This is a genomic window from Erwinia sp. ErVv1, from assembly GCF_900068895.1.
GTDB lineage: Bacteria > Pseudomonadota > Gammaproteobacteria > Enterobacterales > Enterobacteriaceae > Erwinia.
The window spans coordinates 264,630-289,600 of the sequence record NZ_CDPK01000001.1; the positions used below are offsets into that span (position 1 = coordinate 264,630).

The 24,971-nt window shown below is 50.9% G+C and carries 19 protein-coding genes; 9 read left to right on the forward strand and 10 right to left on the reverse strand.

The annotated features are described in order from the left end of the window. Positions 1-288: 288 nt before the first annotated feature. The 6 genes from A1830_RS01130 to ghrB all read left to right on the forward strand — a co-directional run bounded on the left by A1830_RS01130 (position 289) and on the right by ghrB (position 7,175). Positions 289-2,007 (forward strand): ABC transporter permease, encoded by a 1,719-nt coding sequence (locus A1830_RS01130; protein WP_067700490.1) that lies wholly within the window; start codon positions 289-291, stop codon positions 2,005-2,007. 35 nt (positions 2,008-2,042) lie between these two features. Continuing rightward, positions 2,043-2,828 (forward strand): ABC transporter ATP-binding protein, encoded by a 786-nt coding sequence (locus A1830_RS01135; RefSeq protein WP_067700493.1) that lies wholly within the window; start codon positions 2,043-2,045, stop codon positions 2,826-2,828. A 270-nt stretch (positions 2,829-3,098) separates the two neighbouring features. Then, complete coding sequence (locus A1830_RS01140) at positions 3,099-3,848, forward strand: sugar phosphate isomerase/epimerase family protein (RefSeq protein WP_067700496.1); 750 nt, start codon at positions 3,099-3,101, stop codon at positions 3,846-3,848. A 3-nt stretch (positions 3,849-3,851) separates the two neighbouring features. Beyond that, entirely contained in the window at positions 3,852-4,808 is a 957-nt protein-coding gene (locus A1830_RS01145) for a sugar kinase (RefSeq protein ID WP_067700499.1), read from the forward strand. Positions 4,809-4,879: 71 nt separating this feature from the next. Then, positions 4,880-6,163: an MFS transporter gene (locus tag A1830_RS01150; RefSeq protein ID WP_067700501.1), complete on the forward strand. Its 1,284-nt coding sequence runs from the start codon at positions 4,880-4,882 to the stop codon at positions 6,161-6,163. Positions 6,164-6,200: 37 nt separating this feature from the next. Beyond that, positions 6,201-7,175 (forward strand): glyoxylate/hydroxypyruvate reductase GhrB, encoded by a 975-nt coding sequence (ghrB, locus tag A1830_RS01155; RefSeq protein ID WP_067700504.1) that lies wholly within the window; start codon positions 6,201-6,203, stop codon positions 7,173-7,175. Positions 7,176-7,267: 92 nt separating this feature from the next. Here the strand turns inward: ghrB and A1830_RS01160 are convergent, their stop codons facing one another. From A1830_RS01160 to A1830_RS01180, 5 genes are all read right to left on the reverse strand, one after another. Then, a complete protein-coding gene (locus A1830_RS01160; RefSeq protein ID WP_067700507.1) occupies positions 7,268-7,471 on the reverse strand; it encodes an Hha/YmoA family nucleoid-associated regulatory protein in 204 nt (67 codons plus the stop codon). A gap of 143 nt (positions 7,472-7,614) precedes the next feature. Continuing rightward, positions 7,615-8,598 (reverse strand): fimbrial protein, encoded by a 984-nt coding sequence (locus A1830_RS01165; RefSeq protein WP_231877545.1) that lies wholly within the window; start codon positions 8,596-8,598, stop codon positions 7,615-7,617. A 69-nt stretch (positions 8,599-8,667) separates the two neighbouring features. After that, positions 8,668-11,283 carry a fimbria/pilus outer membrane usher protein gene (locus A1830_RS01170; RefSeq protein WP_067700510.1) on the reverse strand — a complete coding sequence of 872 codons (2,616 nt, stop codon included), beginning with the start codon at positions 11,281-11,283 and terminating at the stop codon, positions 8,668-8,670. 22 nt (positions 11,284-11,305) lie between these two features. Continuing rightward, entirely contained in the window at positions 11,306-12,043 is a 738-nt protein-coding gene (locus tag A1830_RS01175) for a fimbrial biogenesis chaperone (protein ID WP_082804059.1), read from the reverse strand. Between the two features lie 5 nt (positions 12,044-12,048). Continuing rightward, the gene (locus A1830_RS01180) at positions 12,049-12,576 is read right to left on the reverse strand and encodes a fimbrial protein (RefSeq protein WP_067700513.1); all 528 of its coding nucleotides are present in this window, start codon (positions 12,574-12,576) and stop codon (positions 12,049-12,051) included. An 818-nt stretch (positions 12,577-13,394) separates the two neighbouring features. On the opposite strand from A1830_RS01180, the gene A1830_RS01185 reads away from it, so the two are divergent. Then, on the forward strand, positions 13,395-14,642 hold the full coding sequence (locus A1830_RS01185; RefSeq protein ID WP_067700516.1) for a valine--pyruvate transaminase: 1,248 nt from the start codon (positions 13,395-13,397) through the stop codon (positions 14,640-14,642). Positions 14,643-14,750: 108 nt separating this feature from the next. Here the strand turns inward: A1830_RS01185 and ibpA are convergent, their stop codons facing one another. Next, entirely contained in the window at positions 14,751-15,167 is a 417-nt protein-coding gene (ibpA, locus tag A1830_RS01190; protein WP_067700519.1) for a small heat shock chaperone IbpA, read from the reverse strand. Positions 15,168-15,508: 341 nt separating this feature from the next. Then, positions 15,509-18,274 (reverse strand): hypothetical protein, encoded by a 2,766-nt coding sequence (locus A1830_RS01195; protein ID WP_156484908.1) that lies wholly within the window; start codon positions 18,272-18,274, stop codon positions 15,509-15,511. A 676-nt stretch (positions 18,275-18,950) separates the two neighbouring features. On the opposite strand from A1830_RS01195, the gene A1830_RS01200 reads away from it, so the two are divergent. Further along, a complete protein-coding gene (locus tag A1830_RS01200; protein WP_082804051.1) occupies positions 18,951-19,373 on the forward strand; it encodes a YceK/YidQ family lipoprotein in 423 nt (140 codons plus the stop codon). Here A1830_RS01200 and A1830_RS01205 read toward each other — a convergent pair. Further along, complete coding sequence (locus A1830_RS01205; protein ID WP_067700525.1) at positions 19,370-20,641, reverse strand: DUF3748 domain-containing protein; 1,272 nt, start codon at positions 20,639-20,641, stop codon at positions 19,370-19,372. The genes A1830_RS01200 and A1830_RS01205 overlap by 4 nt on opposite strands. A gap of 38 nt (positions 20,642-20,679) precedes the next feature. Then, positions 20,680-21,489: a sugar-phosphatase gene (gene yidA / locus A1830_RS01210; protein WP_067700529.1), complete on the reverse strand. Its 810-nt coding sequence runs from the start codon at positions 21,487-21,489 to the stop codon at positions 20,680-20,682. Positions 21,490-21,901: 412 nt separating this feature from the next. On the opposite strand from yidA, the gene A1830_RS01215 reads away from it, so the two are divergent. Further along, complete coding sequence (locus tag A1830_RS01215; RefSeq protein ID WP_067700532.1) at positions 21,902-22,498, forward strand: helix-turn-helix transcriptional regulator; 597 nt, start codon at positions 21,902-21,904, stop codon at positions 22,496-22,498. Between the two features lie 61 nt (positions 22,499-22,559). Here A1830_RS01215 and gyrB read toward each other — a convergent pair whose 3' ends face one another. Continuing rightward, complete coding sequence (gyrB, locus tag A1830_RS01220) at positions 22,560-24,968, reverse strand: DNA topoisomerase (ATP-hydrolyzing) subunit B (protein WP_067700535.1); 2,409 nt, start codon at positions 24,966-24,968, stop codon at positions 22,560-22,562. Positions 24,969-24,971: the final 3 nt, after the last annotated feature.

The window sequence follows — 24,971 nt, forward strand, 5'->3', positions numbered from 1 at the left end:
ATACATACCGTACCCTGAAGCACCAGCTCAGGCAGAATCGTCAGCGCGCCATTAAAGCGCATATTGACAGCATTCTACCCTGATAAGCATGGTTAATCATCGGGTACATCGCTATTCAGAGCCTGGCAATTAACTCGCCCTGAAGCTGATGTACCCGATAGTGCGGTGAATACCTGCATCTGAGTAAGCCCTGAATTAAACAGGGCTTAGTGAAGTGCGCGCTATTTACCGTAAACAGGCTATGGAATACCTCACCGGGTTATTTTTATTCTCTAAGAGCTTATCTACATGCAGCATATAAATAACAGGATACATCCAAAAGGATCTATCTTTAACGATGTTATCGTCATTACGCTCCTCCTTGCGATTACCGGCTTATTTATCTATGCCTGGCAGGGGATGCACGTCGCTTTTAATGGCACTTCTCTGCCTGAACTCAGCCAGAATTATAAGGACTTACCCTATTACAGCCTGCGCACCACCATGCGTCTGATGCTGGGATTACTCTACTCGCTGCTATTTTCCATTGTCTTCGGCGTGCTTGCCGCAAAGTTTGTCGCCATGCGCCGCGTGATCCTGCCCTTTGTAAACTTTATGGAGTCCGTGCCGCTCGTGGGGTTTTTAACCTTTACGACGGTGTTTTTTCTTAACCTCTATCCACACAGCGTGATGGGTCTGGAGGGGCTGGCAATCTTCGCCGTCTTTACCGGACAGGCCTGGAATATGATGCTAACCATGTACCAGACGCTGCGCGTGGTGCCGCACCAGCTGACCGAAGTCACCTCGGCATTTCGCTGTAATCCCTGGCAGCGCTTCTGGCGGCTGGGCTTTCTCTACTCTTTTCCCGGCCTGCTGTGGAATACGATGGTATCCCAGTCTGCCGCCTGGTTTGCGCTAACCGCCTCAGAAATGCTGACCATTGGCAGCCACGATATCAACCTGCCCGGGGTCGGTTCATGGCTGGGGGTCGCGATCGGCAACGGAGACGTTCACGCCGTTCTCTGGGGCGTATTCGCGCTTATCGTTAATATCGTAGTGCTGGATCAGCTGCTGTTCCGCCCGCTGGTTCGCTTCGCCAGCCAGTTTAAGTATGAAGATGTCTCTTCTGCACGGCAGCCCTCCTCCTGGTTTTATGACTGCCTGACCCGCTCCGCCACCGGGCAACTGCTGGGACGTCTGGGTAGCAAATTCTGCCATTTCTGGCTGTTTGTTCTGCCCAAAGCCTGGTATCGGCTCAAACTGCATAGCCTGTTCTCTTTCCTGTCGCTGATGAACTGGCTATGGGCAAGCCTGTGGTATCTCGCCATCGTGGTGGCCTCTCTCTACAGCAGCTACCTGCTATGGCTTTACCTGCCTCTGCAATACCTGCCTGAGTTTCCTGCCTGGATGGGCCTGACGGCCGCCCGCGTTATCAGCGCGATGCTGCTGAGTATTGTTATTTTTACGCCAATTGGCGTCTGGATCGGCCTGCGCCCGCAGCTGGTACGCTTTTTCCAGCCGATTATCCAGATAATGGCGGCCATTCCGGTAAATGTTTTTTACCCGGTGATCACCGTCATCATTCTGACGTGGCACCAGAGCCTGGACGTCTGGACCGTACCGATGATCATGCTGGGCACGCAGTGGTACGTCCTGTTCAACGTGATTGCGGGCACCTCCATGATCCCCAGCCAGATGGTGGAGGTCAGCAGGGTATTTCGCGTCGGCGGTCTGATGTGGTGGACCAAATATATCCTGCCCGCCATTTTCCCCTATCTGGTGACGGGGATTATTTCTGCCGCCGGCGGTGCCTGGAATGCCGCGATTGCGGCGGAGGTGCTCAACTGGGGAAGCGTCACGCTTAAAACCACGGGTCTGGGAGCCTTTATCTCCACCACCACCGAAGCTGGCCAGAATCCGGAGGCCGCCCTGGGCTGTATCGCCATGTGCCTGATGGTGGCCCTCTGCGTGATTTTTATCTGGCAGCCGCTTTATCGCTATGCCGAGACTCGCTTCAAATTCGACTGATACGTTCAGGAAACTGTTTCTCTGGGAGAGACCCAATGAAAAATTGCCATCTTGTTTTAGAAATCAAAAATGCCTCTAAATCGTTTCAGAAAGATCGGAGCCAGGCGCTTCCGGTGCTGGAAAATATCAATATGGAGGTGGCCGAAAACGAAATCGTCGCCCTGCTGGGCAAGTCAGGATCGGGTAAATCCACCCTGCTGCGCATGATTGCCGGGCTGGTCGATCCCAGCTTTGGCTCTATCGTCTGCAATGACCTGCCGGTAACAGGGCCGTGCCGTGATACCAGTATGGTCTTCCAGACGTTTGCACTCTTTCCCTGGCTGACCGTGTTTGACAACATCGCCTTTGGCCTCCAGGCCCAGGGGCTACCCGTGGATGAGATTGAACGCCGTACGGTAGATATGATTGAGCTAATTGGGCTGTCCGGCTACGCCGCGGCTTATCCAAAGGAGCTGTCCGGCGGCATGCGCCAGAGAATCGGTTTTGCGCGTGCGCTGGCGGTAGAACCTCAGCTACTGCTGCTGGATGAGCCATTCTCTGCGCTGGATATTTATACCAGCCACAAGCTGCGGCAGGATCTGATTGATCTCTGGGAGCGGCGCCAGATCCAGACCAAATCTATGGTGCTGGTCACGCACGATGTGGAAGAAGCGGTGGCGCTTTGCGATCGCATTTACCTGCTGACCGGCACACCGGGCACCATAACCGATGTGTTTGACGTTGATGCGCCGCGCGACACGCGCAGCAGAGAAAGCATGCAGCCTCTGGTCGACAGGATCAGTGAAACGCTAAATGCGCGAATTGCCGCCGCTCAGGTTTAGCCTCTCTGCGGCAGAGGGCCAGCCCGGATTAGGGTCGGCTCTCTGCCCGCTACTTTGCGTTATTGAGGCCTAAGCGACTTTAGATCGCCCCCCGAAGACATCCCTGATAATCACCCCGAATGCCACCCCTCTCTGCTTTTCAGAACTTCCTTAAATTAAATTGTTTACATCGTGAGCGCGATCATAAAACCACACTCTTCTCCTTTGCTTTGGAACCGGTTCCATTTAACGTTTTTGTAACGCCATGGCCGTGTGAGCCAGGAGAATGCGATGAAAAGAGACATAATAGTGGTAACCGCTGCCTATGGCCGCGAGTGTGTTGAACAACGGGGTGGCCAGCAGGCTTTGCTGCCGATCGTTGCGGAGGCGGGTGCAGACGGCGTGGAGATCCGCCGTGAGCTTTTTACGGCAGAGGCCCTGAATCATCTGGCTGAAACAGGTGCCGCCATTGCCCAGGCGCGGCTTAAGGCCGTTTATTCGGTGCCGGAAGCGCTGTTTACCGCTCAGGGTGAGCTTAACCCGCATATCGACCGCCATCTTGCGGAGGCGCAGCAGTTAGGTGCGCAGCGGCTAAAATATGCCTTAGGACACTACCCGCGTGATGGATGTCGTCAGCAGCTACAGCAGCATCTTTCCGGGCAGCCGGTTGAACTGTTAGTGGAAAACGATCAGACGGACGACGGCAAACTTGCTGCGCTGGAGGGCTGGTTTAACGACGGCGGTGGCGCGCAGAATGAAACGGGCATGACCTTCGATATGGGCAACTGGCTGTGGGTCGGAGACGATCCCCTGGCTGCGGCGGCGCGCCTCAGCCGCTTTGTCCGCTATATCCACGTTAAGGCGGCGGTAGCAGATAAATCAGGCTGGCGCGCCATTGCGCTGGATGAGGCTGATAACCTCTGGCGTGAAACCCTGGAGCGGCTGCCTGGCGATGTGCCGCGCGCGATAGAATTCCCCCTGGAGGGCAATGATTTGGTTGCCATCACCCGACACTACGTTGATCTGCTGCGAGAGGAATAACCGATGACCACCCATAAAAACGGCACGCTCGATGCGGTCACGATTGGCGAAGCGATGGCGATGTTTGTTGCCAGCGATACCGGGGACCTCGCAGCGGCTGAGCGCTTCGTTAAGCGCATTGCCGGTGCCGAACTTAACGTCGCCATCGGCCTGGCCAGACTGGGGCTGAAGGTTGGCTGGGTCAGCCGCGTGGGCAATGACTCGTTTGGTCGATTCACCCGCCAGCAGTTGGAAAAAGAGGGCGTTGATTACCGCCGGGTTACGACGGACGATCGCTTTCCTACCGGCTTCCAGCTGAAATCGAAGGTTGATGACGGTTCCGACCCGCTGGTTGAGTATTTTCGGAAAGGATCGGCCGCGAGCCATCTCTCCGTGGATGATTTTGACCGTGACTACTTTGGTGCTGCCCGCCATTTGCACCTTAGCGGCGTGTCGGCAGCCCTGTCGGCTTCATCCCTGGCGTTGTCCGGGCACGCTGCGCAGCAGATGAAGCAGTTAGGCAAAACGATATCCTTCGATCCTAATCTGCGTCCGGTGCTGTGGCCGAGTGAGCGCGAGATGGTCAAACAGCTTAATATGCTGGCGGGCTATGCCGACTGGGTGCTACCCGGCATCAGCGAAGGCAAAATACTGACCGGTCACCACCAGCCGGAAGCCATCGCTGACTTCTACCTTGATAAGGGGGTAAAAGCAGTGATTGTGAAAACCGGCTGCGACGGTGCCTGGTACAAGACCTCGCAGGGCGGAAAAGGCGCCGTTGAAGCGATTAAAACCGACAACGTGGTGGATACCGTCGGGGCCGGTGACGGCTTCGCGGTTGGCGTCATTAGCGCCCTGCTGGAAGGAAAAACGCTGCCGCAGGCTATCCGACGTGGCAACAAAATCGGCTCACTGGCGATTCAGGCCATCGGTGACAGTGAAGGCTTACCGACCCGCGACGCGCTGGGTGACAGCTATTGATACCCGGAAAATAACGCTTAACTCACTCAGTGACACAGCCGGCGTTAGCCCCTCACTCAAGAGGTATTACGATGGAAAAGAGTAAAATCGCGCCTAAACGCTGGTGGTATATCATGCCCATCGTGTTTATTACCTACAGCCTGGCCTATCTCGACAGAGCGAACTTCAGCTTTGCGTCGGCAGCGGGGATCAACGATGACCTCGGCATTACCAAAGGCATGTCATCCCTGCTGGGCGCGCTGTTTTTTCTGGGCTATTTCTTCTTCCAGATCCCTGGCGCGGTGTATGCAGAGCGCCGCAGCGTCAAGAAACTGGTGTTTGTCTGCCTGCTTCTGTGGGGCGTCTGCGCCTCGCTGACCGGTATGGTCAGTAATATCCCGATGCTGGCGGTGATCCGTTTTGTCCTCGGCGTAGTGGAAGCCGCCGTCATGCCCGCCATGCTTATCTATATCAGCAACTGGTTTACGAAATCCGAGCGTTCCCGCGCCAATACCTTTCTTATTCTGGGTAATCCGGTCACCGTCCTGTGGATGTCGGTGGTGTCTGGCTATCTGATTAACGCCTTCGGCTGGCGGGAGATGTTTATCTTTGAGGGCATTCCGGCGGTGATCTGGGCGGTAGCCTGGTGGTTTATGGTGCAGGATAAACCGGCACAGGCAACATGGCTGAGCGCCGACGAAAAGGCTGCTTTGCAGGCGCAGCTGCAAAAGGAGCAGGAGAATATCAAGGCGGTGCGCAACTACAGCGAAGCCTTTAAATCCCGTAACGTCATTATTCTGTGCATGCAGTATTTTACCTGGAGTATCGGGGTATACGGTTTTGTACTCTGGCTGCCGTCGATTCTGCGCAACGGTACCCAGATGGGGATGGTTGAGGCTGGCTGGCTTTCCGCCGTGCCTTATCTGGCCGCCACGATCGCCATGCTGGTGGTTTCATGGGCGTCTGACAAATTACAAAATCGCAAACTGTTCGTCTGGCCCCTGCTGCTGATTGGGGCGCTGGCGTTTTTAGGCTCCTGGTTTATCGGTGCCAGCCACTTCTGGCTCTCCTTCTCGCTGCTGGTGGTAGCGGGCGCGGCAATGTATGCCCCTTATGGGCCATTCTTCGCCATTATCCCGGAGATGCTGCCGCGCAACGTTGCCGGTGGGGCGATGGCGCTGATTAACGCCATGGGCGCACTGGGATCGTTCCTCGGCTCCTGGGTGGTGGGCTATTTGAATGGCTCCACCGGCAGCCCTTCTGCATCGTATATATTTATGGGGGCGTCACTGCTGATCTCCGTGTGGCTGACGCTTATCGTAAAGCCCGCCACGAATACACAGCCGCCGCTGGCTAATGGCGCTAAACATGCCTGAGCCTGACCCCCAACCTTTTGCAAACAGGGAGCAAAGAATGAAACCTTCAGTGGTGTTGTATAAGACCTTACCCGATGATTTACGCGCAAAGCTCGACGACCATTTTACGGTAACCGAACTCAGCGACCTGAGTCCGGAAACGCTGAGCAGGCATGCCGACGCGTTCGCGCAGGCGGAGGGTATCCTGGGCTCCGGTGGCAAAGTTGACGCCGAATTCCTGCAAAAAATGCCAAAGCTGCGCGCGGCCTCAACCGTCTCGGTAGGCTACGATAATTTCGACGTTGATGCCCTTAACGCCCGCGGCGTGGTACTGATGCACACGCCAACCGTGCTGACGGAAACCGTCGCCGATACCATGATGGCGCTGGTGCTGACTTCCGCACGACGCATTGTTGAGGTTGCCGATCGGGTGAAAGCCGGTGAGTGGCAGGGCAGCATCGGCGCAGACTGGTTTGGGGTTGACGTCCACCATAAAAAGCTAGGCATCCTCGGGATGGGCCGTATCGGCATGGCGCTGGCACAGCGCGCTCACCTTGGCTTCAGTATGCCCATTCTGTATAACGCCCGCAGGCATCATGAAGAGGCCGAACAGCGCTTTGACGCCACCTGGTGCGATCTCGACAGGCTGCTCCGTGAGTCTGATTTCCTCTGCATCAGCCTGCCGTTGACCGAAGAGACGCACCATTTAATCGGCCGCGAGCAGCTGGCGAAGATGAAACCGAGCGCAGTGCTGATTAATGCCGGACGCGGGCCGGTTGTTGACGAAGAGGCGCTGATCGCCGCGCTGCGCGACGGCACTCTGCACGCCGCCGGTCTGGACGTATTCGAGAAAGAACCCCTTCCCGCCGACTCACCGCTGCTTACGCTGCCCAACGTGGTCGCCCTGCCTCACATTGGCTCTGCCACGCATGAAACCCGCTACGGCATGGCGAAGGATGCGGTCGATAACCTGATTACCGCACTGACCGGCAAGGTCGATAAAAACTGCGTCAATCCGCAGGTACTGAAGTAATCACCTCTCCGGGGGGATCGCCGATCCGCCCGGGCTTTTCTGACGCTGCCCGCCTTCCCCCTCACACTCAGCCCCGGCAAGGGATGAAAAGGTTATTTAACAAAAGTCCACACTGCCGCAGGGACGCGATCGTACAGGCGTCCGGTGATCAGTTCGGCCTTACGGTGGTCGTATGCGCTGGCAATGATATCGACAAGCGTTGCCGGACGGGTATGGATAAGGTGCTCATACACCTTTTCGAGCGTTTCGAGCCTGGAACAGCGGCGAAAGTGCAGCAGAAATTCATGTCGGGTCATTGTTATCACCTTATAAAATCATGGGAAATCCCTCCCGGAGATTTACCGCACTGGGTTTATGTCCTTTAATGCGAATAACCGAAACTGCTTTTTTTAAATCCTGCCAGCCGGATAAAACCTTAAAAAACTGACGCAAAACCCGACTATTTAAAGGTAACATCCACGTTTGCCGAGGCAGAAAAAGGCCCTATCTGCGGACTGGTATTAAGCCATTTAAGACTGGCGAAAAAATCCCTCTGTACGACATCTCCATTAATCACACCGAGGGGGACAGGTGTGTTCATTTGAATCGCCTTTCCGGGTGTTTCCGCCTGGGAGAGAACGATACCAAACCCACTTTTATCGGTCGGCAATATAACGCTCCTATCCCTGACCGGATAAGTTGTACTAAAGCTGGCTTCCAGCGTCTCGCCCTGGCAATCCTGTCCGGAATCCTTGTCTACCAGGCTGGTGAGGATTGAAAAAGGCACCTGCTTCTCGATTTTACCCGCCACCGCATTCAGTCGTGATATATGACCAAATTCAACGGTACTGCCGTTATTACCCGCGATCGTGATTTTAGGATTGCAGGAAATAAACCTGATATTCCCCAGCCCGGTGATATAAGCGTTAAAATTACTGTCCCTGATCGAGTTGAGACCCAGCACGCCGTCCACCTGAAAAAGAGAGTAGGTTCCGTTATCATTAATTTTACCTCCCGCAGGCGGCGGATTGCCTGTCGCTTTTATATAAACGGAATAGGTCACGGTCACCGTTAAGGGTTCAGCGGGTGTGCGACAGCCATAGTAGGACCGGACGCATCGGGTAGCAGGCCCGACGTCGCTTCTGGCACCTTTAACCGGTTTAATATCAATAGATTGATAAGTTACGCCCACTTCAATCGAATTATGGATCCGTCCCATTGCATTAGCCGGATCCCAGTAGAGATAGGCATTCTCTCCCTCAGGGTGCCGACGGTCGTCCTGACAGGTAAATTCAGACGTATAGGAGGGTGAACGCCACAGCAGCGTTCCTGCCGCTTTGTTAGCCGTTGAAACATTAATGGGTTTATCGAGAATGATAACCTGCCTGACGCTTCCCGATTCACCCCGGCACGCCAGGGCAAAACTCTTAATTGAATATCCCATAGAGAGCATTAACAACAGGCTAAATAACGGCCATTTACTACATTGTTTAAAATGGTGCACGTTAGCTCCTTAATTTTGCGCGCAGACGAGAGTTGTTTCACGATATCCCGCGGTGATCTCGCCTTTTTTAGAACGTAAGTCAGGGATAAGAAAGTGACAGCTTTCCTCTTTGCCCTCTCCCCATTTAACTAAAATTCGCTCCCCTGCATTGGCACCGGAAATAAAAATATCGCCATTTGTCCCCACAATACCCTTACTGATGCCTGCCGAACTTAGCGCAGCTGCGCCGAGAGGCGGCACGATCCCGTCCCGATGAGTACTGTGTATTAACAGGCTCTGCCCGGTGAACGTGTCATATTTAATACGGCCAATGGCACCATAGGTGGGGACGATATCTTTTACGGCGTTAGGTATATCCACACCATTTTTGATATCTGCGGTGCGCAGCGCCACGCGGTTATGATGATATGGCACCGCAGAGGTCATAACGGCATAACCGAAAGGGTCGATAGCGGCGCCTGGCTGATTTTCTAAGCGCGTGCCTCGGGCATTCTTTGCCTCAACCAAAATAAATGTATTCTGTAATGGCTGCGTTAAGGTAATGCCTCCCGAGTGCGCGACGATGCCTCCCGCAAGACCTAAGGTTTCCTGCCGGGTCCCGCCGCCGTAGCTATAGCCCGCGTCAACATTCCCGATACTGCCCTGATAGCCTAAATTTGCCGAATTGATCAGGCTGGATCCCTGGGCATTTGCCGTCTGCACGGAATAACTCAGGCGATTATCATCAAGCAGAGAACCGCTTGCTCCCGAATTGAATCCGTTGCCGTCGGCCTTATTATGACTGGCGCTGAAATTTGCCATAACGGTTCGGGATTTACCGACATTAAAGGGAACTGAAACGCTAAGATTACAGCTGCGGTCATTGTCGTGATGGTTACTTTGTGTATCCTGAATAAACAGGCCATACACGACATCCCTGAAGCTATTGTTAAGTCCTATCTGGAGACTCCGGTCAATACCGCTTGCCCCCCAATAACTCTGACCACTGGCATTTATAAATACGCTCGCCTTCCCGGCAATCTGCTGATTGACATAAACGTCTACCTTTTGTCGGCGGGTAGGAAAATGCCGGGTATAATAAACGTGCCGGTGAGCCTGCATGCTATCCGTGGTGTCTGAGTCGTCGTAATAATTACGGTTATCCCAGTAGATATTCCGATAGCGCCCATTTTCCCAGCGATCGCGCTCGGCTACGGCATCAGCATACTCATAGTATCCGCTGCCAGGATAACGGTATCCGGTCAGCTTAAATTCAGTACCGGTCTTTGCTAAAGATTTTGCATACATAAGCTTCATCGCGGTGCCCGTTTTACTGTCACCCGCTACCCTATGGGTTTCTGAAAAGGAGAGCGCTGATGACAGGGCACCCAGCGAACCGAGGCTCTTACTCAGCCCGGTGACGCCAGCGCGATAGTTTTCAGCAAAAATAATGCCGCCATACGGCGTCAAATCGTAGCGCGAACCATGGGAAACCGTCGCCTCAATAAAATCGGGCGTATAGGCGGTAAACCCATTCTGATATTTGCCCGCGGTAAGCTGATACTGCCACTGACCCTGACGTATCATATTGGGCACGGAGGCATAAGGGACGATAAAGCTGTTTTTAGTCCCATCAGCCTCAATCACGGTGACATGGAGATCGCCGCTCAGATTACTGGGATAAATATCAGAAATGGCAAATGGCCCGGGCGCCACGTTTGTACTGTAAATGGTGTATCCGTTCTGTCTGACATCGACACGCGCGTTAGAGGTGGCAACACCGCGCACCACCGGCGCATAGCCAGTAAGGCTGTCTGGCAGCATCTCTTTCGCCGAGCTTACCTGAATGCCCATAAACTGGACGCTGTCGAAGACATCACTGCCGGTGCTGGTTTTACCCACCGTAAGACGGCTTTGCAAAGCAGTGAGATCGGTTTCAGCCCAGGAAGCAATATTCTTCCCTTTTCCTGACCAGGATGAACGCTTGCTATAAACAGAGTTATTACGAAATCGCCAGCTTCCAATATTCACACCGCTATTAACACTGATAAAAGCGTACTCAGAAACATTACGATTTGCGTTATTATTATAGGTATTCCTGTTTCCGCTAAAACTGTAGTTCACGAAGCCAGCATTGATGCCATCGTCGTAGACGGACGCAGGGAGAGCACCCTGAGCGTGACTAACCATAAACAGCTGGGGAACGGTAATATCCACTCTCTGTTTGGCTGGATCAGCTATCAGGATTGCGCCAGGACGTTGGGCTGCAATATCAAAGCACACCTCTTCCTTCGCCAGACTATACTCTGCTGGCAGGATTACGCCGTAATTACGGTAAAGCCCGGCAGTAATGCAGGGTAGGATCTTATCCTGTGGGTGTTCTCTTGCAAAAGAGAGCACCCGGTGGTCTACTCGTTGGTTATTAAGATAAATATCGGTGGGATACTTGCCGGGTATAATATCATCTCCCTCCCTCATTGACTGGATCTTCGTAGCATTATTATCACCATGAATGAACGATAAATTAAATTTATCTTCCGCCATAGCTGGATGGGATAGAGTATATTGCCCTAAGGAAATGACCATCAGGATATTAGAAAGCCTGATGATCTTATTCGGGCTTAATTGTATCATGTCGCACGCCATTACCCTGGTCCTTCGAAATCCATCAATTTATATCAACATCTTTAATTTCTGTATGACCACCGTAGTCATTTATATAAGTGAAACTGATTTTTTTAACGTTTAATAACCCTTGTGGTACCGGCAGAGATAGCTCACCAAACGGCTTTACCATATCTTCACTGAGCTTTACCCTTTTGCTATCGGCAGTACCTAAGGTGACAGCGCTCAGCGTGATATGATAGGGACTGTTATTGACTAACCGAAGGCTATTCCCACTGCGCCGCCACTGCAAACGTGTGGCCTCATGCTGCAAGGTATCCTTTATACTGGCGGGCCGGTAAAAAAGCTTCAGTCTGGTACGAATCGCAACCTGTAAAACGTTATCTTCCCGTGGCGCGGGCGGTATTTCCTGTACATTTACCCACAGCAGCGATTCACGATCGGCGGCAAGCCCCTTACCGGAATAGATAAATCGCAGTATTGCCTCTTTTTGTCCCGCAAGCTTCAGTATGGGTGGCGTCACCACCACAGGAACATTTTTGTTCATCGCCTCTTTATCGCCATTATCTAACCATGACTGCACCATATAGGGATCGTCACTGTCGTTATTAATAGATAAAGAGGCTGAACGTGAATCTGCATTGTAAATTATTCTTGTTGCTTCAATCTGTACCCCCGCTTCCGCGAAAAAGGAAAATGCCATCAGGAGTGAAAAAAAAATAAGAAACAATTTAGATTTATAACGCCTGAAAAACGCAGAGATCGTTGCGTCATCTTTCATCATATTTACTTATATTCTACGGTAAAGGTTGCATTAGCGTTTGCTTCACCCGCTATAACGTTTTGCTGATACGATTTATATCTGGCGCGCAGATTGAACGTCGTCGTTCCTGAGGCATCACCGCTGCTGGCGATACTCTGGTATAAAGCGTCATCACCGGCAACCTGCCCGATGGGGATCACCTTATCGTTATTCGCCAACAGTTCAATACCTACCCCTGACGCTTTACTGACCGCCAGCAGGTTGGGTTGACCTTCAGGGGTTGGACCATCAAAACGTAAGGTATAATTACCCGCTTCGCACTTCTCCAGGCTAACGCTAAAGGCTTTAGCACCTGTCGTAGAACCTGTCGCAGGAAATGCTGATGTCCCATACTTCCCCAGAAATACCTGTTTATCACGATCGCCAGAGACGACCTGACAGGCAGACTGAATTATTTCTCCGGTAAAAGCGACTTTCCCATTTGCCGCATTTACATTACTGCTCATTACAGGCATAAAAACCAGACTTGATGTCAAAATTACTCTCTTCATTTCCCCTCCGGAAATACGTCAGCGTAGTAAATTAAAAATATGAAATTAAAGATAGAAATACTGATATCAGATTAACTTATTTTCGAAATCGCCGAAAATATAGACCCGGCACTGAATGATGTTAAATCGTTTTAACCTATCATAAAAATAATATTTGATAGCCCTGTCCTATGGTAAATATTCGCTAATTTTCCGCAAGAAATGAAGAACTTCAGATCTATCAACTAAATAAACCAGGTGTCACACTATGATATGCTGTGATTTAGCTTAGTGATTAATGATGTAAATATAAAAAGCGAGGGTGGTTTATTTAATTACTAAAGCGGATATTAATCCAGATAAGAACGTGCGTTATTATTATTATTTACTGCTTTTTTCATCACTCACCTTATAATACATAAAAACAGTTAGTTAGCAGACAGGATCTAATTTTACCAAATGTACGGCAGGCTTATTTAACACGCGCAGATTTGTGGCTGAATTAAGCATTAACGCCGGTTCGTTTAACGTTCATTGAGGTGAAAAGTCAGGATTTTAATAAGTCAAATAATGATAACCAGGGTTATAATTTTTCTGCTTTGTATATTATATTCCTGTTACTAAGGTTAACTTCTTAAATTACCATCAGGTCGCAGAAAAATTAAATTCCCTCTCGGGGGGTATAGTGCAATCCATCCAGCAGATAATAATGCCACATGTTTTTGCCAGAGCACGTTAAGAAAATGCACTTCATCGGGCGCTGACGTTGAAGATTGCATCACTCCGACGGGGGCGTTAAGGTGGTTGTCTGTTTGAATATAACAAGTGATTAACAGGCTATGCGCTTTTCCGCTTTCGGGGACAAATTTACGCGCCATTCAGGCATCGCCCGCCTGATGGAAGATATGGGTGAAGGCCTGCGCACGCCAGGTGCCGTCATGCTGGGCGGGGGAAATCCGGCACATATTCCGGCGATGGATGAATACTTCCAGCAGCTGTTACAGCAGATGCATGACGAGGGAACCCTGTCCGGGGCGCTGTGTAACTATGACGGGCCGCGTGGTAAAAGTACCCTGCTGGCGTCGCTCTCTGCGCTGCTGCGTGATGAGCTGGGCTGGCAGATTGGCCCGGAGAATATCGCCCTGACCAATGGCAGCCAGAGCGCCTTTTTTTATCTGTTTAACCTTTATGCCGGACGCTGTGCCGACGGCAGTAAAAAACGCGTTCTGTTTCCGCTGGCGCCGGAATATCTGGGCTATGCCGATGCCGGGCTGGATGAGGAGCTATTCGTTTCAACCCGTCCTGATATAGAAATGCTGCCGCACGGGCAGTTCAAGTATCATGTCGATTTTGAAAATCTGCATATCACCGACGATACCGGTCTTATCTGCGTCTCCCGTCCGACCAATCCGACCGGCAACGTTATCACCGATGACGAGCTAATAAAGCTCGATGCACTGGCGCAGCAGCATGATATCCCCCTGCTGATCGATAACGCCTACGGTGTTCCGTTCCCCGGCATTATCTTTAGCGACGCGCGTCCTTTGTGGAATCCCAATATCATCCTGTGCATGAGCCTCTCCAAGCTGGGCCTGCCGGGAGCGCGATGCGGCATTATTATTGCCGACGAGAAGGTGATTTCCGCGATTGGTAACATGAATGGCATTATCAGCCTGGCGCCCGGCAGTATCGGCCCGGCCATCGCCCATGAGATGATCGAACGTGGCGATCTGCTACGCCTGTCGGAAACCGTGATTAAGCCCTTCTACCTGGAGCGCGTTCATCAAACCATTGCCATTATTCGCCGCTACCTGTCGGAAGATCGCTGCCTGATCCATAAACCCGAAGGAGCGATTTTTCTCTGGCTGTGGTTTAAAGATTTGCCCATCTCTACGGAGATCCTCTATCAGCGCCTGAAAAAGCGCGGCGTACTGATGGTGCCGGGACACTTCTTCTTTCCCGGTCTGGAACAGGCATGGCCGCACACGCATCAGTGTATGCGCATGAATTACGTACCGGATAGCGAAACCATAGAGAGGGGCATTGCAATACTGGCTGAGGAAGTTGAACGGGCACATCAGGGCTGAATCAAACCGCCTGAGCCCGTCGGGATGACGGGCTCAGGCTCTGTCCGCTAAAGAAAGCGTCCGGGGTGGATATCACTTTGCTCCAGCGACCTGCCTTTCAGGCACGTGTTATTTAACGATCTCTATACGGCGCGGTTTATTCGCTTCAGGAACGATGCGCTCAAGGTCAATATAGAGCAGGCCGTTTTCCAGTCGGGCATCGCGCACATTTACGTGCTCGGCCAGCTGAAACTTGCGCTCGAAATTGCGCTCTGCAATGCCCTGATAGAGGTAAGTACGCTCCTGCTGCTCTTCGGGATGCGCCCCGCGTACGGTCAGTAAATTATCGTGGGCGGTAATATCCAGTTCGCTCTGGGCGAAGCCCGCGACGGCAATGGTGATACGGTACTGATTCTCTGCCACCAGTTCAACATTGTAGGGTGGGTAACCCCCGTTGCTCTGGCCCTGATTGGATTCGAGCAGGTTAATCAGACGATCAAAACCAATGGATGAACGATAGAGTGGGGCAAGGTCGAAATTACGCATAGTGATAACTCCTGATAGTCAGCGAGATACTGTTTCTGACCTTCCATAATGGACAGGCCGCCGGTCGCAATTGCGGAACCCTGTCGGCGTTCGCTTTTGTGACCCTGCTAATAAAATGGTGACGGCCTGGCGGCTTTCAAGGGGCAAATATGCGATTTTTTTAACCCTGCGCCAGTGGTCCGCCGTCAAACTTTAGGACAGTATGCCATCATAATCTTTATCCCTGCCGCGACTGAGGGTAATTGTTCCGTTCACACATAAATGTTGCGTGAACGGGTTCATGTCTTTGACACATGTCCAATGGAAGATGGTGCCTGGCTGGCAATACTGCAATAGCTATATCAATACAACATAGTCAGCTTACTTTTTATATTCGCCGGCGATAAATCACTCCCACTGTTGTAATGAAATTCCATTTCACCCAAAAACTGATCGTAATTAATGCTGTGAACGCTTGATAAGTTTAGAATTGGCATTGGAACTGTAGCATCTCTGTGTTGCAATGAACTGTTCATGCGGAATTCCAGTTTCTTTAATCTATAAGATTTGGCTTCAGAATTATTAGATGTTGATAACGGGTTGTCCATTACCCTTTTCGAAGGAATAATTGGGCTTGAAATGATTTCATAATGAGAAATTACGTTGATAGAACTGGATTTATTCTCACTATCCCTTTGTTTATTAATTAAAGACTTTCTTAATTCACGAAGATTATCATTAACAAACCATATATATTTATCCTCCCTGGCTACTTCTTTAAGCTTTAGCCCTGCCTTCATCCCTTTTTTATCATTGATAGTAATAAAAACTGGTGTATTCCTGACAATATCAATACTGTTTACTGTAGAGAAGTTATTATAGGGCATTGTCGATTGCTGATCGTTTACTTCTTTTTCAAAGAGGGTTAATGGTTTTTCATTAGTCTTTTGAGTCAGTGTCATGCCTTCTTCCAGTAAAGGGAGGGGGTAGCACCAGAGTATATCCTCACCTCCACCATGCATAGCAATCGGCATTATCTTCCACTCAGCGAATAAGGCAGCCTCATAGTCGAGGGCTGTAATTTTAAACTTACTCTTACCGGGATAGAAAATATTATCCTTCTTACCGGATTTTTCTGACTCATTGCTTTTTATCTTTAATAAATCTAATGCCAGACGCGCCCCCACAGCCGTTCGGGGCATGACCATGTAAGTGCTGGGATTAACCATACTCCCGACTTGTGCTCTTAGTTCACTTTTGGCTTCGAGTCTGATGAAAACTTCCTTTTCTTTTATTTTTTCGGCCTCAGCTTCAGTAACAACTGTATCTCTAAACGGAGAGTCTCTTTTGGGTTCTGAAAATTGTGTGGCAAACTCTTTGAAGTGTTGTTCTGACATATCAAATGAGAAATCACTACCTATAATACATTGTGCGGCAATAATAGCATTTGCTTCGACGGGCATTACTGTCATGTAATCTACCCCGCCCGCATTCAGTAGGGTTCTTTCCAGCCCTTGTCCGGTACCTGCCAAAGCAGTGCCAGCTAACTTATGCCGATCGTTGAATGATACCCGGATATTGCCAGTTTCCGTTTTGGAGAGTGTCAGGTTGTGACTGTCTGATAGTTCCGCGACAATACCAGCGAACCAGCCCGGTGCAAAGGGTAAACCACCAGAAGCAATGCCAAAGAATGCCGCAATCCTGTCAGTACTTGTCAGATGTAATGTATCCCTGGGCTTTATATTATCGACCAAATTTATTAATGATTCTGAAAGGTTTAGTGCTGACTTTATTCCCAAAGCATCATTAACTACCTTTGATAAAGGTTTAGAATGATCTACAAATTTACTTATATTATAATCGTACAATTTTTCTTTGCTATCAGTACCATTCTCAGCTGCTGAGGATGATGATTTAGCCAGGCCTGAAACCGTAGAGCAAACACTGCTTATGCCCGGATCAAGAGCTTTTGCGATATCTATCATAGCCTTGTTATAATCACCTTCTTCAGAATGTTGTTTGGCTTTTTTGACGTTGGTTCTAAATTTATCGATTACAGGTGAGAAGAAAGGAATATTATTACTACTGAAATTAGCTTTACGATCCGATGTGAATGGCAAACCCGCATGATATTTTTCATGAGGGTCGTTTCCTATTCGAGATGAAAAATCCCGTGAGGGTTTATGGCTTATTTTATTAACGACAAGTGTATGATGTGATATATTACAGGGGTCGATATAGAGAATCCTCCTCTTATTCCTATTTTGGACCTCTACCTGTAAAAGACCCATTGACTTTTTTATGCTTGAGAGACTATAGCCTGGACGCAATGGGATTTTAATTTCATAAAACATAAATGAGTAATCTTTTGAATAATCACCCTTTTTAATTGCCTGTAAGTATAACTTTTTATCTTCTAAAAAGTACGATACTTTTTGATTCTCATCAATTTTATATGTCAGGTCTTCGCTTTTATTTCCCAAAGGACAATCCAGGAAATCAAGACTAATGTACTGCCCCTTACTGTTTACATCGGTTTCAGGAATAGAAATTTTTATCAGATAATTTTTACCTGAACTCAGCTCGGTGCCTATTAAAAGACCATTATCATCTATGTAGATGTTTTTGAATTTTATATCACATTCACTATTTATCAATTGTGAAGTCTTATAACTATAGCCTGTTGTATACTTTTTTATAAGCCCTGTAATGAAATTATAACTTTTCCCTTTAATTAAAACCAGGCGACCACTATTATCGATAGACATGCCAAAATTATTAACGGGGATTGTTTTTACCGCACCACCATATACATAAGCCCTGGCGTTTATATCTTCTATTTTACTGTCTTTAAAATCAACCCTTACCAGGTTGTTTACAATATTATTATTCTCAGACAGTGCAAGATTATAAACCCCTTCACTACGCCTTAGATTCAACGTTGAGTGGTTTATCTCCTTTAGTTCATTTTTGAATGAGCGTTGATCCCCTTCGGAAAATGAATATCTTCTTGACACGTAATTGTTTTTTTCAGGATATACTGTTTTATGAAAACTATCATTTTTTATTAGCATTCGTCCTCCGTAACGGCTTTTTTTTAAAAAAGTGTGAACTGCTTTCTCAGGCACACCAATAGCTTCCGATACCTGCTAACGTCTACATATTCAGAAGTATCTAAACGTAATTTTATTATTTATTCAGGATAATGGCCTATATTTGTCAGAACATCAGTTGAATGGCAGACTCTAAACGATCGGTATCCATTATGCCTGTGAGCAAGGAAAGCTCGTTAGCGAGTAAAAGCCAAAAGTCCCTGTCATCAAAAATCTGGTCCTGTGAACACCGTCCTACTCCCTGAATCATTAGCGGGTAACCGTTATGGCAATTATTTCACAGATTAATGTTCCTTAATCAGATCAAATTCAAATTAATCAGATGTGAGTGAACCCATCATTAGACTTTCTTGACAGATGTCACATTTTAAGCTTCGCTCCCACGGGGCTTACGGGTAACGCTAAACGTTCAGCGGCGACAGGCGGTCGCCGTCACCTTACAAGAGAGCGTTTTATTATAATATTCACTCGCCGACGCGACTGAGGGTAATTGTTCCGTTCGTACACAAATGTTGCGTGAACGGGTTCATGTCTTTGACACATCTCCAATGCAAGATTGGAGCCTGGCGTATACACTGTAATCAGAATCATCCCAATTCTGCATCATATCGGTAATCGTATGTCAGTAGGGAATTTGCCCGAACCGAATGATATGATTATTTTAAGAAATATAGGATAAGCAACTAATTTCATGAAAGAAAAGAGAATTTCTGAAAGGAATATTTCAGTTTATGTAATAGCAGTAAACAAGTGCCGTTTCGCTGGCCTGCTGGCCTGCCTTTCGCTGGCGGGAACGTCCGGCTGCGCCAGCATAATGTCCCATAGCGGGCCCGATCAGGGTTACTATCCCGGAACCCGCGCCGGTGCAAAGGTGGTCGCCGATAGCAGCAATGGTTGGGTCATGCGCCCGCTGGCGGCTCTCGATCTGCCTTTTACCGCCGTGCTGGATACGCTGCTGCTGCCGTGGGATTACTTCCGCTCCGACAGTGACAGAACTGGCGACTCCCCGCGCGAGCGCGTATTGCGCAGCGAACAGCAGAACCATACTGAGGAAAGCCTGGCAGGGGCCGCACCGCTGACCATCAACGGGAAGCCCGTCAATACCGCGCCTTAGTCCTGGGCTGTTTCAGTGATAAATATCTGCTGCCAGCCATCAACCTGGCGCAGGAACGCCACGTGCTGACCATCTGGTGAACAGACAACCGCGTCGGCAAGCGGTGCCTGCGTCGTTCGCTCAGTCAGGCGCGTTAATTTGCCTCTGGGTATCTCACACAGCATCACGCTGTTGTCCTGAATAAACGCTATCGACTGGCCATTCGGGTGCCAGGTAAAAGACGACTGAATATCGTGGGTGACGCGGGTGATCTGATGCGGTTCCCCACCGACGGGTGACACGATCCACAGCTGGACAACGCCACCGTCGTCTTTCATCAGAAAAGCAATGTGCCGCCCATCCGGTGAGCAACGCAGCCAGTGACGCGGCGTCGTCACCACGCCGGGGTACGCGCGAGCGTGGGTAAAGGTCAGCCTGCGCTGCTGTACGCCGCGTGGGGGCGCCGGAAGCTGGTTCGCGGTGCCCTCCAGAGGACGATCGCCCGGCTGCGCGTAATCTGCCAGCTTTTCCGGTAAATCGACGATAAACACCTCGCAGACTTTCTCACCCTGCTGGGACTGCGTCTCGCCAATAAACGCCAGCGCCCAGCGTTGACGATGGCCGTTATGCTGCAAATATCCCTCAGTGCCTATCCAGCCCTCCTCAAAGGCACGGCTTATCTCATCGCTACCCGGCTGGGGGGTTGAGGTGGTCTGGCTGACCAGCACGCAAAAATGGCTGCCGTCATACTCCCGGGGATGCTGTTTGTGCGGGCAGACCGCATGCAGAGGCACCGCCACGCCGACGTTGCGCAGATCCTCTTTCACGTCCAGCTCATGCATAACATGGTCATTGTAGGTAAAGCTGAGCCGCGTACCGTCAGGGCTGAAAACATGAACGTGCGACCCACCGCGCAGGGCGCCGGGAGTAAACGGCGCGGTAATATCACAGGCATCGAGATTTTCCGCCCGACCATGCTGAACGATAACGCCACGGCGATGATGAAAATCATATTTCCACTGGCTGTCCGGGTGCTCAGGCCCATGTATACAGGCGTAGCGGGGAGGGAGATCGGGGCTGACCGTGACTACGCCAACGTGCGCGCCCTCTGTAGCCTGATAAAGCACCTCGGTCTGCCCACTGAGGTTCACACGCTCAATAGTCAGGCTGGTAAAGGTGGCACCGTCAGGACGCACGTCATAAGCCAGCCACTGGCCGTCAGCCGTCCAGATATTGATATTGGTGAGATGATGATTTCGTTGATCAAACGTGAGCTGATGTTCCGACATAGTGCTTACCTTTGCCCTTTTCGCTGTGTCAGCTGGCGCTACAGTACGTATTTCTCAATGGCGTGAGCCACTCCGTCTTCGATATTGGTTTTCGTTACAAACTGAGCGACTTTCTTAACGCTCTCAATGGCATTACCCATAGCCACGCCAGTGCCGGCAAACTCCAGCATGGCAATGTCATTTTCCTGGTCACCAATCGCCATTACCTGCTCAGCTGACAGACCTAAGCGGTCTGCAAGCGCCTTCACGCCCGCGCCTTTATTGACGCGCTTATCCAGAATCTCGAGATAGTAAGCCGAGCTTTTCATGATGGTGTAGCGATCGCGGGCTTCCTGAGGAATACGCGATATTGCCTCGTCCAGCTTATCTGGATCGTCGATCATCATCACTTTTGGAAAGGTGCTGTTCGCATCCATCTCATCAACCGCACGGTAGCGCAGCGGGATACCGGTTACAGAGGACTCATGGACGGTATACTGACTGATATCTTTATTGGGCGTGAACAGCAGGGTTTTTGTCAGTGCCTGGAAATGGACGCCCAGCTCACGGGCCATTTTTTCGAAATAGAGATAGTCACTGAACGTCAGGGCGACTTCCGCCACGCACTCGCCATCTTCAGCCTGTTGTACCAGCGCGCCATTATTGGTGATACAAAACTGCCCTTCCTGCTGCAGGTCGAGCGTTTGCAAATACTGCTGAACGCCGACAAACGGGCGGCCGGTAGCCAGCACGATTGCCACGCCTTTATCACGCGCGGCTGCAATCGCCTGCCGGACGCGCGGACTGACCTCATGCTGAGGGGTAAGCAGGGTGCCATCCATATCAATTGCAATCAGTTTTATCGCCATTACATCCTCGTCAGCTAAGGGTTTTCCTCATGCTAACGCGATTACGCGCACCATGACCAGCATGATGATGCTTTGTGAGGCTGCGCCGTCAGGTTTTGCCGATGCGGACTGAGGGACTGGGGCGTGACAGGCTGGATTATTTACTACTTCGCAGAAGTGAGAATACTTAAGCGGAAAATGTAGCGCGGATACCTGTTTTACGCGTAAAGTAATCTGCATAAAGATTAAGCAGAAGGTGACGTTTACAACGCCTGTCAACTTTACACCTGCTGCGAGTCTGGAAAATAACATCAGGGAACAAGGTTGCTCCCCGATGATGTTATCCCCGTTAGCGCATTGTCGCCGTTATCGCCCAGAAGGGCATTCAGGTTGAACGGCACAAGGGAGACACCCTTTCATGGAGGAAAGATGCATGAATATACTCATTGTCAGTACTGACCACTTTTTTATATCCGGGGCCGTGGCGCTGGTTTCGCAGGCCTGGCCCAACAATCTGATATCCGGTCCGGTTTTCATCCTTTCAGAGACCGAAGACTCGTTCCTCACCCCCGACATTATTATCACCGATGTAAATCAGACATCACCCGCCCTGGAAACCCATTTTCCCCGCGCAATCCCCCTGGCCGGCAGGATAATCCTGCGGCATGTAACAATTTTTTTCGCCCGACAGTGTCGTGAGGAACATGGCGACTACTGCCCACTGCATCATATTTATCTGCATAAGCGCGAGTCGGCTAAAGGTTTGCAGCTGCTGTTTACCCGGCGAAATCCGGCGATTATGAACGCTAATCCATCGCATCGCAGCCAGCTGCGTTCGCCGCTCAGCAAACAGCAGGCGATGGTGGTGCGGTATACCAGCGAGGGGATGTCTCTGACGGATATTTCGCGGCTGACTCAGCTGAGCGTAAAAACCATCAGCACCCATAAGCGCGCGGTGATGCGTAAGTTGGGCATTAAGAATAACAGTGAGTTTTATCAGTATGCGCTGGCGGGGTATTTGAACAATTAAACGCGGTCTTTGACGCCAGACCAAAAGGCCTGGCGTCAAAGACCGGGGCACCACAGAACTATCAGATATCGATATTAGCGGCTTTCAGGGCATTCTCTTCAATAAAGGCGCGACGTGGCTCGACCGCATCCCCCATCAGCGTGGTAAACAGCTGATCGGCAGCAATCGCATCCCGCACCGTTACGCGCAGCATGCGGCGGCTTTCCGGATCCATGGTTGTTTCCCACAGCTGCTCCGGGTTCATTTCGCCCAGACCTTTGTAGCGCTGAACGGAGAGGCCGCGACGCGACTCTTTTTCCAGCCATTCTACCGCCTGCTCGAAGCTTTCGATCGGCAGACGACGTTCGCCGCGCTCGATAAAGGCGTCTTCCTCAATCAGGCCGCGCAGCTTCTCACCCAGCGTGCAGAGTTTGCGATACTCACCGCCCACCACAAAATCATTGTCCAGCGGGTAATCGGTATCCACGCCGTGGGTACGTACGCGAAGAATCGGTTCAAACGTATGCTGCTCAAGGTTTTCGCGTACCAGGCCGAGGTAAGAGCTACCGTGCTGATCGTTCTCGTTCAGGTAAGCCACCAGCCCATCCAGCCAGCTCTTCACCGGCGCTTCCACGCTGACGTCGCTCAGGGTTGGGTGGTAGATCAGCGCATTCAGCAGTGCCACCGGATAACGGCGCTCCATACGCTTAATCATCTTACGCGCGCTTTTAAACTCGAAGACCAGGTTTTCCAGCTGCTCACCGCCCAGCGCAGGCGCACTGGCGTTGGTGTGCAGGGTGGCACCGTCAAGCGCAATCGCTATCTGGTACTGATCCATCGCGTCATCGTCTTTTATATACTGTTCCTGCTTGCCCTTTTTCACCTTATACAGCGGCGGCTGAGCGATATAGACGTGACCGCGCTCAATGATTTCCGGCATCTGACGGTAGAAGAAGGTCAGCAATAGCGTACGGATATGTGAGCCATCGACATCCGCATCGGTCATGATAATGATGCTGTGATAGCGCAGTTTGTCCGGATTGTATTCATCACGGCCAATGCCACAGCCGAGCGCGGTGATCAGTGTCGCCACTTCCTGTGAAGCCAGCATCTTGTCGAAGCGCGCTTTTTCGACGTTCAGGATTTTGCCCTTCAGCGGCAGGATGGCCTGATTTTTACGGTTACGGCCCTGTTTGGCAGAACCGCCTGCGGAGTCACCCTCCACCAGGTAGATTTCAGACAGCGCGGGGTCACGTTCCTGACAGTCAGCCAGCTTGCCCGGCAAACCAGCCAGGTCCAGCGCGCCTTTACGGCGAGTCATCTCACGCGCGCGGCGCGCGGCCTCGCGGGCGCGGGCGGCATCAATAATTTTACCCACGACGATTTTCGCATCCGAGGGGTTTTCCAGCAGGTATTCAGCCAGCAGTTCGTTCATCTGCTGTTCGACCGCCGTTTTCACCTCAGAGGAGACCAGCTTGTCTTTGGTCTGTGAGGAGAACTTCGGATCCGGCACCTTAACCGATACCACCGCAATCAGCCCTTCACGCGCATCATCACCGGTGGCGCTGACCTTGGCTTTTTTGCTGTAGCCCTCTTTGTCCATATAGGCATTCAGCGTACGGGTCATGGCGGTACGGAAGCCCACCAGGTGCGTACCACCGTCGCGCTGCGGAATGTTGTTGGTAAAGCAGTAGATATTTTCCTGAAAACCGTCGTTCCACTGCAGCGCGACTTCCACGCCGATTCCGTCTTTTTCCGTTGAGAAATAGAATACGTTCGGATGGATAGGGGTTTTGTTTTTGTTCAGATATTCCACGAAGGCTTTGATACCGCCTTCATAGTGGTAGTGATCCTGCTTGTCGTCACGCTTGTCTTCCAGCCTGATAGACACGCCCGAGTTCAGGAAGGAGAGCTCGCGCAGGCGCTTTGCCAGGATCTCAAATTCAAAGCGGGTAACGTTGGTAAAGGTTTCGTGGCTCGGCCAGAAGCGCACGCGCGTTCCGGTCAGATCTGTCTCACCCGTTACGTTCAGTGGCGCCTGCGGCACACCGTGAACATAAACCTGCTGGTGAACTTTGCCTTCACGACGAATGGTCAGCTCCAGCTTTTCAGACAGGGCGTTAACCACCGAGACGCCCACGCCATGCAAACCGCCGGACACTTTATACGAGTTGTCATCGAACTTGCCGCCGGCGTGCAGCACGGTCATGATCACTTCAGCCGCCGAGACACCCTCTTCTTCGTGAATGCCGGTAGGGATCCCACGGCCATCATCCTGCACGGAAACGGAGTTATCGGCATGAATGGTGACAACAATATCTTTACAGTGGCCCGCGAGGGCTTCGTCGATGGCGTTATCCACGACCTCGAATACCATGTGATGCAGACCGGTGCCGTCATCCGTATCGCCGATATACATACCCGGGCGTTTGCGTACTGCATCAAGCCCTTTAAGAACTTTGATACTTGAGGAGTCATAAGAATTCGACATCAA

Bases quoted from the DNA above. Each gene is read 5' to 3' on its own strand.
- A1830_RS01130 (WP_067700490.1), top strand. From the start codon at position 289: ATGCAGCATATAAATAACAGGATACATCCAAAAGGATCTATCTTTAAC.
- A1830_RS01135 (WP_067700493.1), top strand. From the start codon at position 2,043: ATGAAAAATTGCCATCTTGTTTTAGAAATCAAAAATGCCTCTAAATCG.
- A1830_RS01140 (WP_067700496.1), top strand. From the start codon at position 3,099: ATGAAAAGAGACATAATAGTGGTAACCGCTGCCTATGGCCGCGAGTGT.
- A1830_RS01145 (WP_067700499.1), top strand. From the start codon at position 3,852: ATGACCACCCATAAAAACGGCACGCTCGATGCGGTCACGATTGGCGAA.
- A1830_RS01150 (WP_067700501.1), top strand. From the start codon at position 4,880: ATGGAAAAGAGTAAAATCGCGCCTAAACGCTGGTGGTATATCATGCCC.
- ghrB (WP_067700504.1), top strand. From the start codon at position 6,201: ATGAAACCTTCAGTGGTGTTGTATAAGACCTTACCCGATGATTTACGC.
- A1830_RS01160 (WP_067700507.1), bottom strand. From the start codon at position 7,471: ATGACCCGACATGAATTTCTGCTGCACTTTCGCCGCTGTTCCAGGCTC.
- A1830_RS01165 (WP_231877545.1), bottom strand. From the start codon at position 8,598: ATGGGATATTCAATTAAGAGTTTTGCCCTGGCGTGCCGGGGTGAATCG.
- A1830_RS01170 (WP_067700510.1), bottom strand. From the start codon at position 11,283: ATGGCGTGCGACATGATACAATTAAGCCCGAATAAGATCATCAGGCTT.
- A1830_RS01175 (WP_082804059.1), bottom strand. From the start codon at position 12,043: ATGAAAGATGACGCAACGATCTCTGCGTTTTTCAGGCGTTATAAATCT.
- A1830_RS01180 (WP_067700513.1), bottom strand. From the start codon at position 12,576: ATGAAGAGAGTAATTTTGACATCAAGTCTGGTTTTTATGCCTGTAATG.
- A1830_RS01185 (WP_067700516.1), top strand. From the start codon at position 13,395: ATGCGCTTTTCCGCTTTCGGGGACAAATTTACGCGCCATTCAGGCATC.
- ibpA (WP_067700519.1), bottom strand. From the start codon at position 15,167: ATGCGTAATTTCGACCTTGCCCCACTCTATCGTTCATCCATTGGTTTT.
- A1830_RS01200 (WP_082804051.1), top strand. From the start codon at position 18,951: ATGAAAGAAAAGAGAATTTCTGAAAGGAATATTTCAGTTTATGTAATA.
- A1830_RS01205 (WP_067700525.1), bottom strand. From the start codon at position 20,641: ATGTCGGAACATCAGCTCACGTTTGATCAACGAAATCATCATCTCACC.
- yidA (WP_067700529.1), bottom strand. From the start codon at position 21,489: ATGGCGATAAAACTGATTGCAATTGATATGGATGGCACCCTGCTTACC.
- A1830_RS01215 (WP_067700532.1), top strand. From the start codon at position 21,902: ATGAATATACTCATTGTCAGTACTGACCACTTTTTTATATCCGGGGCC.
- gyrB (WP_067700535.1), bottom strand. From the start codon at position 24,968: ATGTCGAATTCTTATGACTCCTCAAGTATCAAAGTTCTTAAAGGGCTT.